Source organism: Paenibacillus montaniterrae (genome assembly GCF_018403185.1).
GTDB lineage: Bacteria > Bacillota > Bacilli > Paenibacillales > Paenibacillaceae > Pristimantibacillus > Pristimantibacillus montaniterrae.
The window spans coordinates 1,184,483-1,197,971 of record NZ_BOSE01000001.1; the positions used below are offsets into that span (position 1 = coordinate 1,184,483).

General features: G+C 46.7%; 12 protein-coding genes. 5 read left to right on the forward strand and 7 right to left on the reverse strand.

Annotated elements, in window-relative coordinates; genetic code table 11:
* The first annotated feature begins 137 nt into the window (after window positions 1-137).
* The gene (locus KJS52_RS05655) at window positions 138-398 is read left to right on the forward strand and encodes a hypothetical protein (protein ID WP_213513692.1); all 261 of its coding nucleotides are present in this window, start codon (window positions 138-140) and stop codon (window positions 396-398) included.
* A complete protein-coding gene (locus KJS52_RS05660) occupies window positions 395-784 on the forward strand; it encodes an aspartyl protease family protein (RefSeq protein WP_213513693.1) in 390 nt (129 codons plus the stop codon). The genes KJS52_RS05655 and KJS52_RS05660 overlap by 4 nt, the downstream gene beginning before the upstream one ends.
* A 194-nt stretch (window positions 785-978) precedes the next feature.
* On the opposite strand, the gene KJS52_RS05665 is transcribed toward KJS52_RS05660, so the two are convergent.
* Window positions 979-1,425 carry a VOC family protein gene (locus KJS52_RS05665; protein ID WP_213513694.1) on the reverse strand — a complete coding sequence of 149 codons (447 nt, stop codon included), beginning with the start codon at window positions 1,423-1,425 and terminating at the stop codon, window positions 979-981.
* 93 nt (window positions 1,426-1,518) lie between these two features.
* On the opposite strand from KJS52_RS05665, the gene KJS52_RS05670 reads away from it, so the two are divergent.
* The 3 genes from KJS52_RS05670 (at window position 1,519) to KJS52_RS05680 (ending at window position 5,182) form a co-directional block, all read left to right on the forward strand.
* Window positions 1,519-2,520, forward strand: coding sequence for a helix-turn-helix transcriptional regulator (locus KJS52_RS05670; protein WP_213513695.1), 1,002 nt, complete (start codon window positions 1,519-1,521; stop codon window positions 2,518-2,520).
* Window positions 2,501-4,129, forward strand: coding sequence for a helix-turn-helix domain-containing protein (locus KJS52_RS05675; RefSeq protein ID WP_213513696.1), 1,629 nt, complete (start codon window positions 2,501-2,503; stop codon window positions 4,127-4,129). Before KJS52_RS05670 ends, KJS52_RS05675 begins: the two co-directional genes overlap by 20 nt.
* Before the next feature lie 66 nt (window positions 4,130-4,195).
* Window positions 4,196-5,182, forward strand: coding sequence for an ABC transporter substrate-binding protein (locus KJS52_RS05680; protein WP_213513697.1), 987 nt, complete (start codon window positions 4,196-4,198; stop codon window positions 5,180-5,182).
* Window positions 5,183-5,555: 373 nt separating this feature from the next.
* Here the strand turns inward: KJS52_RS05680 and KJS52_RS05685 are convergent, their stop codons facing one another.
* The 6 genes from KJS52_RS05685 to yfkAB all read right to left on the reverse strand — a co-directional run bounded on the left by KJS52_RS05685 (window position 5,556) and on the right by yfkAB (window position 13,422).
* Complete coding sequence (locus KJS52_RS05685; protein WP_213513698.1) at window positions 5,556-5,780, reverse strand: helix-turn-helix domain-containing protein; 225 nt, start codon at window positions 5,778-5,780, stop codon at window positions 5,556-5,558.
* Window positions 5,781-5,901: 121 nt separating this feature from the next.
* Window positions 5,902-6,330 (reverse strand): GtrA family protein, encoded by a 429-nt coding sequence (locus KJS52_RS05690; RefSeq protein WP_213513699.1) that lies wholly within the window; start codon window positions 6,328-6,330, stop codon window positions 5,902-5,904.
* A 6-nt stretch (window positions 6,331-6,336) separates the two neighbouring features.
* Window positions 6,337-7,311, reverse strand: coding sequence for a glycosyltransferase family 2 protein (locus KJS52_RS05695; RefSeq protein ID WP_213513700.1), 975 nt, complete (start codon window positions 7,309-7,311; stop codon window positions 6,337-6,339).
* 29 nt (window positions 7,312-7,340) lie between these two features.
* A complete protein-coding gene (locus tag KJS52_RS05700) occupies window positions 7,341-10,673 on the reverse strand; it encodes a phospholipid carrier-dependent glycosyltransferase (RefSeq protein WP_213513701.1) in 3,333 nt (1,110 codons plus the stop codon).
* A 581-nt stretch (window positions 10,674-11,254) separates the two neighbouring features.
* Entirely contained in the window at window positions 11,255-12,286 is a 1,032-nt protein-coding gene (gene ytvI, locus KJS52_RS05705; RefSeq protein ID WP_213513702.1) for a sporulation integral membrane protein YtvI, read from the reverse strand.
* 20 nt (window positions 12,287-12,306) lie between these two features.
* A complete protein-coding gene (gene yfkAB / locus KJS52_RS05710; RefSeq protein ID WP_213513703.1) occupies window positions 12,307-13,422 on the reverse strand; it encodes a radical SAM/CxCxxxxC motif protein YfkAB in 1,116 nt (371 codons plus the stop codon).
* Window positions 13,423-13,489: the final 67 nt, after the last annotated feature.

Here is a 13,489-nt window from a genome sequence, read left to right on the forward strand (position 1 = left end):
ACGTAAACATTAGCCTCTCGGTTTCATGCTTTTTATTTCTTTTTACATATCACTATCTTTCATTTTTAGTTGATAAATTATACGACCTTGTCCTTGTTTATGCTACAATGAAATAAATTATAAGTGAGGTGAAGCCGATGAAATGGGAAGAGATTACGCAGCTGCATCCAAGCCGCTTTGTATTAGTAGAGGCGATTAAAGCTAGCTCCAGCAACCGTATTCGTCAATTAGAAGACATTGCTGTTATTCAAGAATATGAAACTCCACAAGAAGCATGGGATGGTTACAAGAGTTTACACAAACTGCACCCAACGCGAGAACTGTATGTATTTCACACAAGTCGTAAAGATGTAGAATTGGTAGAAGAATTCTTCTCGGGGGCACGGCAGCTCATATGAAGATACAACTCAAACATGGTCTGCCAATTGTCTCTTTGAGCTTAACCCACAACAATCACTCGGTTACTTTACCAAATGTTCTATTTGATACTGGATGTGCTGCAACGGTATTTGATACGGAAGCACTTGCTGAAATCGAAGTTTACATTGATTTTATAAACGGGAAAGCTAAACGTATGTACGGAGTAGGCGGTACAAGTGAAACTTGTTATGAGCAGCTAATCCCAGAGCTTCAAATTGAACACATTGCTTTAGATAAGCTCCCAATTCAGCTCGGTTCCATACAAGAGTCTTACGGCTTTGATGGAATATTAGGGATAGATTTTATGATCAAAACGAAATGCAAAGTTGACTTTAATGCATTGGAAATTACCTTTGCCCATTAAAGGGGTGTCCGACGTAAGCGAAACAGTGGCTAAGGAAACTGGATAACGCTATTTGAGACAAACGAATTCGGTCTCAGTTCTAACAAATTTCTAGCAATCAGAACATATAATGTCATCCAGATTCCTTAATCCTTCACTGTAACCCTCAAGAGCTTTTTTGGACACCCCTTTCTAATGCTATTCCATTTCGCAACCTACTCAGCCAATCGCGCGTCATGATTCAACTGAATCAATACGCCGAACGGATCTTTCACAATCCCGTAAGCCTCGCTAAAAACGAGTTTGCCTAGCGGTCTAATCACTTCTGTACGCGGGTCCTGCAGCAATGAAGCATACATCCGCTCGATTTTCTCACGATCAGCAGACTGAATGCAAAGCGAAATATTGTTGCCTACAATATAGTCCAGCTCCGGAACCATCGTTTCCTCTGCCAGCATCATTTTGTGCATGCCAACCTGAAGCACGGAATGCGTAATCCATTGCTCCTTTCCTTGCTCTACTTCAAAGGTTGGATCCATGATTTTCAAGTCCTCATACGTAACCTTCATCAAAACGCTCGCTTGCAAATGCTTCTCGTAAAACGAAATCGCTTCCGCTGTTTGTCCATTCATTGATAGAAACGTTACAACCTCGTAGCTCATTTTTGTTCCTCCTTGTAAATGATTGAATTTTGTCTCAACACTGTATACTATAAGCATTAAAGGTTTCAAAAACGGATACCATTGGTGGAGATTATGAAAAAATACGAGAATGTTTATAAGATCATGCATTATGTGTACAAAAAGGACCGCTTTACGCTGCAGGAGCTAATGAGCGAATTCAACATCTCCAAAAGCACCGCGCTGCGTTATATAAAAGCGCTTGAGGATATCGGGGTGCCGCTCTATTCGGAGTTGGGGCGGTATGGCGGCTATACGATTTTGGATACGTATAAAATACCGCCGCTCACCTTTACCCCGCAGGAAACGTACGCACTCTTTTTTTCGCTTAAAGCGATGGAGCAGATGGGCTCGATGCCATTTCAAGCGGAATATGCAGCCATCCAGCAAAAGTTTCTGGACTCTGTCGCGCCTAAAATAAAAGCGACGCTTGAGCAGCTAAAGGATCGTATTTCCTTCGGCAGCTTCAAGGCAATGAATGATTGCCCACAGCTCGAAGCGATTTTGCTGGCTGTTACCCAGCCTTCTGTGCTGCGCATTGTCTATCAGGCTCCAAAGGCTGCAGGCTCAACAACCGTACGCAACATTCAACCGATTGGCATATTTGCCGAGCATGGGAGCTGGTATTGCCCTGCCTTTGATTTGGACAAAAAGGAATACAGACTATTCCGCTGCGACCGAATCAAGGAGCTTGCGCTGCTAGAGAAGGAGCCTTTTCATTTAATCGAACAGGTTGATTTGTATAATCGCCTCCAGCTCGTGCATAAGGGCAGCGATACGATTGCTTATAGGCTTGAAATTTCGCTGGAAGGCAAAGAAATATATAATAGACATCATTATCCCAATATGGAGCTGGAGGAATCTGAAGCTGGCTTTGCCATTACTGGCTGGATCAATCCATCAGAAACAGACTTCCTGCTCCATTATCTCCATCAATTTGCGCCGTATGTGCTGAATGTCCATCCACGCTCGCTTAAACAAGCCTTTCTTGCAAGTCTGGACATGCAAAGGAGTAAGCTAATCGCACAGGCAGACGATGTCAAGGAGGAGCACAACGATGCTGGAAGAACAATATAATTTGCAAAGCATTCGCAGACTTGTTCTGGATCTGCCAACTGCCAGCCGCGGCACGTTTTTGGAGCATCATACGCTGCTCGTCATCCTGCAAGGGTTTGGCTATCTCTATTTGAATGAACGGAAATATAGGCTAAAGGCTAAAGAAGCCTATTATTGCCCGCCAGGCGCGCTAATGGATGTGCGAGTCGGTGATGCCTTTACAGAGCTTGAGCTCTACGAGCTGCAATATGAAATCTGGACAGCCGCCGAATATGACGGCGAGCGTATCCTGTACAACAAAAGCACAGCAGCACATATTGATCAGGAGCAGCAGCTTTCATTTGCTGTAAATGAAGAAGCAATGACTAAGCTTAGAGCGCTTGAAGAAATATGGCCGGACTCGCAGCATACGCTGCCCAACAACAGCAGCCAACGCCAGCGGCTTTTGTTGGACGCAACCTTTAAATTGGTGATCCATAGCTTGTTCTATGCTGGACAGAATCGCAGCAGTGATGAGGAGTGGAAGCTGCGCATCCAGCAAGCAGCCGAATATATGAACGATAATTTTGCAAGCTCCATCACTCGCAGCGAGCTGGCCAAGCGAGTAGGATTAACGCCCGAGCATTTCTCCGTTTCATTCAAAAAAGTAATGGGCATCGGCTTTTCCGAATATCTCACCAAGCTGCGCATCGACAAAGCGAAGGAAAAGCTGCTTGGAGCAGATCGAAACCTTAATAAAATCGCACGCGAGATCGGCTATCGTGACGGACTATACCTTAGCCGCAAGTTTAAGCAGCAAACTGGCATGGCGCCTCGCGATTATATCCAGAAGCCGAAAAAAATAATTGCTTTGCAGTATTTAGGCCATTTGCTTGCTTTAGGCTTAATGCCTGTCGGAACAACAACCAAGCTTCTGCATGCTTTGCCGTATCGCAATAGGCTTGATCATGTGGCAGATGTCGGTGATTTCCAATCGCTCAGAGGCATTGCTGAGCTTCAGCCCGATCTCATTATTACAGCGTGGCCTAATCCGGAGCCTTGGACGAAGCTGGCCACCACCTTGTCCATTCCGTGGGGACGCGAGGATTGCTTGGATGAATTGCTGCGTCTTGGCAAAAGCCTGAATCGGATCAATGAAGCCAAAGCCTGGATTGAAGCGTTTCAGGTGAAAGAGAAGCAGGCCGCCGAGCAGGTTCATGCCGTCGTAAAGCCTGGCGCTACCGCAGCGGTATTTGAATTTTGGTCCGATAAAATTTGGGCAGTAAATAGCGGCTACGGCAGAGGCTTAAGAAATTTGTATAGAAGTCTTTCCTTTCGCCCTCCTGAGTCGTTGATTCCATATGTGACGGGCTCTGGAATTGGCCTGGAGCTCTCCGCGAATCATTTGGCACCATACGCTCCTGATCTGTTATTCGTGTCGGTATGGAAAGAAAATGGCGGGCTTGCCCATGCGCAGCAGGTCATGTCCAGCGAGCATTGGAACTCACTGCCTGCTGTAAAAAATGGTCATGTTTATCCGATAGATTTGCAGCTTTTCAAATACAATGATCCAATCGCGCTTGAGCAGCAGCTGCAGGTGCAAATAGAGCTTCTTACAAAAGTCCATAAAAAACCCCATTTTACGAAATAGACGTGCATAAAAACGATTGCTATGATGATAATGATATTTATTATCAATTAAATGGAGGCTTTATTCATGACATTTCGTAATTGGCTTACTAGTTTGGCAGCATTAACTCTCGTTATCGTTCTTAGCGCATGCGGGGCATCACCAACGAACAATAATGGCTCAAATGCGGATTCGGCTTCACCACCAGCAGAGACCGAGCAAGAGGTGCTTACGCAAAAGTATGAAAGCGTAATGGGTGAAATCGAGATTCCCGTCGAGCCCAAGCGGATCGTAGCGACACAATATGTAGGACACTTGCTTACACTTGGCGTTAAACCAGTCGGAGCTGGAACTGCCAGCTTGAATCAGTACTTTTTGCAGGATCATATAGATGGCATTGTAGATATTGGCGATGACTCCGTTGCACTCGAGAAAATTATCGAGTTGAAGCCAGATCTCATCATTCGCCCTTCTGACAAAAACTACGATCAGTTCTCTAAAATTGCGCCAACGATCGTCATTCCGTGGGGCCAGATGGACCTATATACAGAGCTGCGCGAGTTTGGGCGTTTCTTGGGCAAAGAAAATGAAGCCGAACAAGCGATCGAGGAATATGAAAGCAAAATAGCAGAAGCAAAGGAAAAACTTAATGGGGTCGTGAAAGAAGGAGAAACAGTTGGCGTATATGAAATTTGGGCGAAAAACTTCTGGGCAGTAGGCGAAAGCTTTGGCCGCGGCACACGCAATTTGTACTCTGGCCTCGGATTTGAACCGCCAGCCAAGCTGAAAGAGCATGTTGCCAACGGAGGAGCGGGGCTGGACATGTCCTTGGAAGCTCTCCCTGAAATGGCGGCCGACTATATGTTTGTTACCGTTTATGGAGCTGACGGAGGCGACGAGCGTGCCGAAGAAATTATGAGCAGCAGTCTGTGGACATCGCTTCCTGCTTACAAAAACAATCGAATCTTTGTGCTGGACATTAATCAGTTCTCAGCAGGCGACCTCATATCCTTAAGCAAGCAGCTTGACATTCAAACAGAGCTGCTTCTAAATAGTCAAGCGAATAGCAATTAACAGCAAGCAAGTACCGAAATCGTACACAAAGCAAAAAAATGGGACTGTGACCTATTGCAGTCCCATTTTTTCATGCAGCAGTTTAGCTTCATCCTTCCGAATTTCGTATCGATTCCTCTATGCGCGCCATTAGAGGCTAGGATTAACGACTGCTCTGTTCCCCGTTTGTTGTCAAAAAAATGAGAGCCTGCATAGCTCCCAGTTAGAGATGTTCGAAAGCCCGACTTGATGTCGATGCGAGCGTAAGCTTAGTCGGCAGCGAATCCTGAAAGCCGAGCATTTGGAACATACTATTAATGAACTAGTAAACTCTCAAGCACTGCATTCACACGGCAAATGGTAATGAGTTAGCTGGAAAGCATTAAGGTAAGGCTTAGATTTTTAGCTCTCCCATTTTAATTAACTCAACAACTGCTTGCGAACGACCTTTTACATTCAATTTTTGCATGACATTGGAGATATGGTTCCGTACAGTCTTCTCGCTAATGAAAAGCTGCTGGGCAATATCTCTTGTCGTTTTATCCTGCACGAGGAGCTCGAATACTTCGCGCTCGCGATGAGTTAAAAGAAACTTGCTTTTATGGTCGTTGTCCCTCAATGTGTTTCAGCCCTCCTTGCCAGGGTTTTATGGTATACCAAGGTCAAGGGATACAGTCAAGATATCATATGTCTCAGGTAAGATGTTTGTTACCTATACTGGAAAAATAGGCGTATGGTATTTATTGGCGAAAAACCCATTTTTTCATGCCTGTGAACTGTATGACAAGAATAACTACTGTAGCAACGAGCTTACTCCACAGCTCCGACCAGTGTGCGAGCTCAATGAGCAACGCGATCAAGCCGGTTGACAGCAGCAGCGTTACGCTATTCCAGAGCAGAAAGCGCAGCAGCGTGCCCCGCTCCCGCTTTCCACTCTCCTTCTTTTCCTTGCTGCGAAACGTCAAGTACTTATTCCATACATAGCTGTTCAGCATCCCGGCAGCGTAAGACAGCACATTGGCCGCAATATAATAAACGGATAGCTGGAGCAGTGCCCAATATACGAACAAATCAACTGCTGTATTAAGCACGCCGACCAAGCCGAACAAAACGAACTGCAGCGTTGTTTTTTTAAGCGCTGCTTGCGCCTGCGCTTGCTCTCGTTCCACCATCGTCTACTCCTCTTGCCGTTGCAGGCGTGGCGCTTCCTCATCCTGCTGCTGACCAATGCACTCACGTACAATGTATAGCGGACGATTTTTCGTCTCATCATAAATGCGCCCTATATACTCACCAATGACGCCAAGCAAAATGAGGATGATGCCATTAAACAGCAAATTGATCGCCACAATACTGGCCCAGCCAGCCGTTGTCGTATTCGTAAACAAGCGCTGATAAACGACGATAACCAAATAAATAAAGCTGAAAAATGAAATCGTAAAGCCGATGTAGCTGGCAATTTTCAGCGGCTTATAGGAAAACGAGGTGATTGCGTCAAGCGCAAAGCGCAGCATCCGTTTTAGCGGGTACTTCGTTACGCCTGCAAACCGCTCCTCACGCACAAATTCGACACTCGTTTGCCTGAAGCCAATCCAGCTTACCAAGCCGCGGACAAAGCGGTTTTTCTCCTTCAAGCCCTTCAGCACATCGCAAACCTTGCGGTCAATCAAGCGAAAATCGCCTGTATCTGCCGGAATATCTACATTCGTAAGCGCCCGCAGCGTGCGGTAGAAGATTTTGGCTGTCGCTTTTTTGAACCAGGTCTCGCCCTTGCGCTTAACCCGCTTGCCATACACTACCTCATAGCCGTCGCGCCACTTGTCGATCATTTGCAGGATTACTTCAGGCGGGTCCTGCAGATCAGCATCAATAATAATAATCGCATCGCCGCGCGCATAGTCCATCCCTGCAGTAATCGCAATCTGATGACCAAAGTTGCGGGAAAAATCGATCAGCACCACCTCTTGATGCTGCTCCGCAAGCTGCTTAATGATGTCAGCCGAGCGGTCCTTGCTGCCATCATTGACGAAAATGAGCTCATAGCGCTCGCCCAAGCTGTCCATAACTTGCTTCAATCGCTCAAATGTTGTGCCAATTACTTCTTCTTCGTTGTACATTGGCACGATTACGCTAAATAATGAGCCAGACATTGTAGTCCTCCTTTATTTATAGCCACCCGTTAAAACACCCATGACGGGAACCAGCGAAGCACATTCAAAATATAGCTTTCCGATACCATCATACCTGACAACGCAGGATAAAACATAATAAACAGCAGCACGGCCAAGCTAACAAACGCATATCTGATTTTGCTGTTCCACTTATAATGCTCCTCGAGCAGCTTGAACATATACATAATGCTTACGATCATAAACGGCACCATCGCGAAATAATGATACAGGAAGGTTTCGCGCGGCACAAGCATCCACGGCACGTATTGCGAGAAATATGCGATCACCAGCATCGTCGCCATGCCATCCTTGCGGCGTATGCTGACAACTGTAGTCGCCAGCATCGTAAACAAGCCCGTCCACCAAATAAGCGGGTTGCCAAGCGCCACAATCGTCGAGCGCATGCCTTCAAGCGGCGCTGAATCAAGATAATACCATACCGGACGCTTCATAAACGGCCACTCCCACCACGTCGAGGAGAACGGATGCGAGGAAACAAGATTGCTATGATAGTTGAACATGTTCACCTGATAGTCAATCAGCGCCTGAAGCGTGTAGCCGCCTTCTGCAGGCTTGAGCACAGGAATATTTGCCAGCGCATAGATCGCCGCTGGAATCGCTACATAGAATAGAAGGCATATCGCCAATGTAGAAATCGTGTACGGCACAAACTTTTTGCGAATCTGCTCAGCCTTAACCTTTAACGACTTGGCTGGCTTGCTGCCATCGTTCCCCTGCAGCAGCAGCCCTGCATTGCGATATTCGGTGTAACGTCGCAGCAACGTAATCGCCAGCATAATCGCCAGCCCCGCTCCGCCATAAAACACAATCCATTTGGAGGCGATGCCGAGACCGAAAAACAGTCCTGCCAGCCCTAGCGGAATAAACGTATGCAGCAAACGATCACGATAAAAATTCATCCGCGCATACTGATTCATGAACAAGAACATCAGCATAATAAACAACACGCCATATACATCAATCGTAGCAATTCTCGTTTGCGTAAAATGCATAAAATCAACAGCAAATAAAATCATCGCTCCGGCGGCATAGCTCGTTCTGCGCAAAATCGCCTTCGCCATTACATAAATAATCGGCAGCATCGCTGCGCCTGCCAAAGCGCCGACGATCCGCCAGCCAAACGGCCCCAGCCCAAACAGCTGTATCCCGATTGCAATCAGCAGCTTTCCTAGCGGAGGATGTGTGCTTTCATAAGCCTTCAAGCCTTCCAAATGCTCATAAGCCGTGCGAGCATGATAGATTTCATCAAAATAGCTGCCTACCATATACGTATGGTGGTACGGCACAATGCTTTGCTCATCAATAACATTGCCCGGCTCGCCGCGAACGGCGCCTTGCGGCACGTAGCTGGAAGCGAGCTGCACAGGCAGCGGCGTCTCCGAGCCTTGCTCGAATATGCCCAGCTCATGAAGGCTGAAGCCGGTTGAGCTGGCAAGCAGCTTGACATAGCGCGCCGTAACCGCAACATTCGTTTCCTTCCAGGCAAATACGGCGACATGATCATGTGCAACAATTTGCTCGTCGCTCCAGCTCACCCCATCGTTGGAGAAGGAGTAGCGATACTCGCCACTGCCAACACCGCCAAAGCTTATAATTCGCTGCAGCGGCTTGCTCTCGCCCAGATCCAGTACGATATAATCCTCTGTCGTGGCAGGCTGCCATACCGTTTTCGGCGCATCCGTGCTGCCAAGATTAATCAGGGCAACAACGGTGTAAATAGCTGTGACAGCAGCGACAAGCCCCCAATCCTTGCGCGTCATGCCAAATTGATACCATTTGCGCGGCTGCTCCCCCGCTTCTTTCTCAGAGTCAGAGCCATTCGCTTTAGCTACCATTTGCTCTGCATGAGCAAGCTGCTCCTGCTTCTCGCGGGCTGCCAGCTGCTTTACATTTCCGCGCACATACAGATCATACCCGACATAAAGCAAGTACAAGGTTAACGCCACATTTGCCAGCGAGCATAGAAATGCCACGCCGTCATTTGGCACAAGCGTCGTTGTTTTACTGAACGCCAGCACCGAGTAAATGTTCAGCGTATTCGTAATCGTAAAGCCATAGCTCAAATGCAGCAAACGCCGATCAGCGCTTTGAATAAATGCCATCATTAATAGTAAAATTGCAGGGAACATATAGCGCTCATGCATTTTTGTCACAAACATAAAGACGATAATAATAAGCGATGCGCCAATAAAGAAAAGCGGCTTTTCGCTGCCTTTTCTGAACAGCCCGATATAGCCTGCGTAAATAACAGCAGCGATAATCGCAAGCGTGCCAAAGCCAGCCAATGATATGCCGGCAAACATCAGCTCTGTCGACGCCCAGTTCAAATCAAACAGCATATAGGTATTAAATGCGTTGAGCGTGGCATAGGCATAAGAGGATAACGTGCCGCGATAAAGCTCAATTAGTTGAGTAATGCCATCGCCTTTCAAAAATAACGGAAGCGATAATAACAGAAACGTGCCAAAGCCCCAGGCTGCGCTAATGGCAACCGTTTTCCAGCGCTTTTGATAGAGCAGCACCAGCAGCACAATCGGCATAAAAATAAATGCCTGCGGCTTCATCAAAGCGGCAAGAGCAAACACAAACGAGCCTTCGCTAATTTTGTCATTGGCAAAATAACCGATGCTGAGCACAATCAGCAGCGTAAAAATAGAATCTACCTGCCCCCATACTGCCCCATCCAGCAGTACGACCGGATTAAACAAATAAAGCAGCATTAAGCCGAAGGCCATAGGAAAGACAAGCTTTTTATTAGCCTGCTTGAATATGTAATATGCAGCAAGCAAGTCAGCTATTAGCGCTGGCAGCTTGTACAATATAAGAAAGCCCGTTCCCCCGTACGATATGCCGAGCAGCTTTTGGATTGCGGCCACTACATACAGCACATAAAGATATGCAGGTGGATAATCCAGGAAAAAATCGCCGTGGTACAAATTAAGCAAGCCTTCGTCAAGCGCATAATTTCCCCAATAATGAAAGAGTGCAAGATCATTAACATATCCTTCATTCGTCGCAGCCAAGTACAAGCGGAGTAAAAACCCGATGCTCAGCGCTGCTCCAAGCAACAAAGGTTGACGCGAACCCAGCTTATGCGCATAAAGCTGCTGATCGCGAAACCAGGCTTGATGAATATACATGACAAGCATAATAAACAAGGCAGTGGAAAAAAGCGGAATCATAATAGAAATATGAGGATCAGCCGCTCCCTCTTCTGCATATGCCGGAAATGCAGTAAACAGCAGCACAAGCAGCAGCAAGGATGCTGTCAGCGCCCTCGTCATTTTATGAGACAAGAATGATACGATTGATTCTTTCATTCAATTAACTCCTTTTACATGTACTAGAGCAACCTTTTAATAATATAACATGTATTTGAAAAAAGAATGAACAATCCTTCGTCCGTGGAAAAATTTTTCTGCACCTGCGTTTGCTCTTGAATAACAAAAGGCGTGGGGTGGGGTATAACCCCCACACTTCCACGCCTAAAAGGTCGTTCAATATGCTGGACTTTGATGACGATGTGGATGCTTCAAAGTGTATTCGACAGCGAATATGTCACGCTACCGAAAGCTGCGGTACTCACGTAGCTCTGCTCTACGCTGCGCTCCTCGCTTTCTAGTATCGTGCCATCTTCTTGGTCCTGAAAGCCCAACATATTGAACTTGATTGTATTCGGTAGTTCAATATACTGGACTTTGATGACGATGTTGTGCGTTGTAGTCTATCCGACGGCGAATATGGCACGCTACCGAAAGCTGCGGTGCTCACGTAGCTCTGCTCTACGCTGCGCTCCTCGCTTTCTAGTATCGTGCCATCTTCTTGGTCCTGAAAGCCCAGCATATTGAACTTGATTGAACTTGATTGAATGTAGGTCAATATGCCGGACTTTGATGACATATTACAATTTGATCGAGGTTGGGATGATGCCGGCCTGCTTGCAGGCGGTGTAGATGATCACGACCAGCGGTCCAATGAACACTCCGATTACACCGACAAGCTGCAGCCCGACATAAAGGCTGATCAAGACTGACAGCGCGCTGATTCCAACCGAATCGCCAAGCACCTTCGGCTCAACAATTCTGCGAAACACCGTAATGACAAGAAACAGCAGCACTAACCCGATCGCCGTAAAGAAGTCGCCGACGAATAAACAGTATGCGGCCCACGGCACAAGCACCGAGCCTGTACCCAAAATCGGCAAAATATCTACAATAATAATGAGCAGCGCAATTGCCAGCGGATATTTAACGTCGAGAATCAGCAAGCCGACAAGCGAAATGACATAGGTCATTGCACTCAATATAATTTGCGAGCGCAAAAAGCCAAAGATGGATTTTTTCAAGCTGTCCAGCACGGTGCTCACTTTGTCGCGCGAATCCTCGTGGAAAAAGCCTAGCACCGAGTTTTTCAACGTATTCAAGCTGAAGCTGAACATATAGACCGCAACGATAAAGACGATAAAGAAGATAAACATGCTGGGTACGCTGGAGATCGCACCGCCAAGCTTGCTCGACAGTCCGATTGCTTGCTTGGTTAGCCACTCGAAAAAGGTCATCGTATACTGCTCAATCGACTCTACTGTCTCCGGAGGCAAATTTTCATACGATTTGCGAAGCTGATCCAGCCAAATGTTGGCGATATTGCTCAGCTCGGTAAAATACCGCGGCAGCTTTTCCACGAAGGCAACGACCTCATTCAATACCTTCAAGCCGATTAAAACCATCAGCCCCAGCAGTCCGATCGTAAACAACGTGCAGGAGATAATAGCTGAGACAAGTCGGTTCAGGCGAAGCTTTTTCATAAAAAATACATTTAATGGCTCTAAAAAGATTGCCACGACGATGGCCAGCAGAAATGGCGCACCTGCAGTAAAGGCCAAATACAGCAGACCTAATGCGACAGCAATCGAGAGCATTGCGCGAACAGACAAACCATCACTTCCCCGCTAAATTAATCTACTATTGCTTCTCGCGTATGAAAATCTATGTCCTTGTAATACATATCCTTCACCAGCAAATTAGGTCCGCAGCACGAAACAGCAGGACAATGGCAGTTTACACTTTGCGCGAGCGGGTGCTGCAGCCACTGCTGGAAAATATGATCCAGCCTGGACTCATATATGCTTCCGAACGACGGCACATCAGAGAAATCTGTAACAAACACCTCTCCCGTAAACAAATTAACGTTGAGGCGATTGCGTCCATCAGGATCATTGCGCACCGTAACATTTTTTTCCTTGCCAAGACGAGCAAGCAGCTTGCGCTCAGCAGGGTCGCTGCTGCAATGATAAAACGGCAGCGTGCCAAACAGCATCCAAACGTTCTGATCTCTTGCATCCAGCAGTGTTTCAATCGCTTGGCGCATCTCTTCCTTGGACAGCATAGGCAAATCCTTGGCAAATGAGCTTGGATACATCGGATGAACCTCATGGCGCTGGCAGCCCATTTCGACGATCAGCTCGTGAATGCGAGCGATTTTTGAGCTTGTTCGATAGTTGATCATCGATTCAGCGGATACGAGCACCCCCGCGTCGCTTAACCGTTTCGCATTGTCGATCATGCGGTGATAGAGCTTTTCTGCCGTCTCATACGGCACAGCATGACCGGATTTGGCAAAGCCAACCTCATGAAAATCCTTCGCTTCCGTATAATTAAAGGAAATATGCATCACATCAAGATATTTGGCAATTTTCTCATAGCGCTCATAAGGAAGCGTAACGTTGGAATTGATTTGCGATCTTAGTCCTCTGCTTCTAGCATATTGCAGCAGCGGTACGATATATTCATCAACCGTTTTTTGCATAAAGGTAGGCTCGCCGCCCGTAATACTGATCGTTTGCAGCTCTTCCACCTCATCCAAACGCTGGATCATCAGCTGCAGTGGAATTTTGTCCGGCTCCCTCAGCACCAATGTGTCGCCGACCGCGCAATGCTCGCAGCGCATATTGCATAGATTGGATACCGTCATTTCCACGCTGGTCAAGCGATGGCTTCCGTACTGCTTAAGCGAATGGATCGCTTCCCAAGGATCGTTGCTTGGAGATAAAGGAATTAAAGTTTTCGTCATGATTATAATCGCACCTTATTTTCTATTGTTACATATATATTGTATAGGTCATGCGTAATAGAAGCAA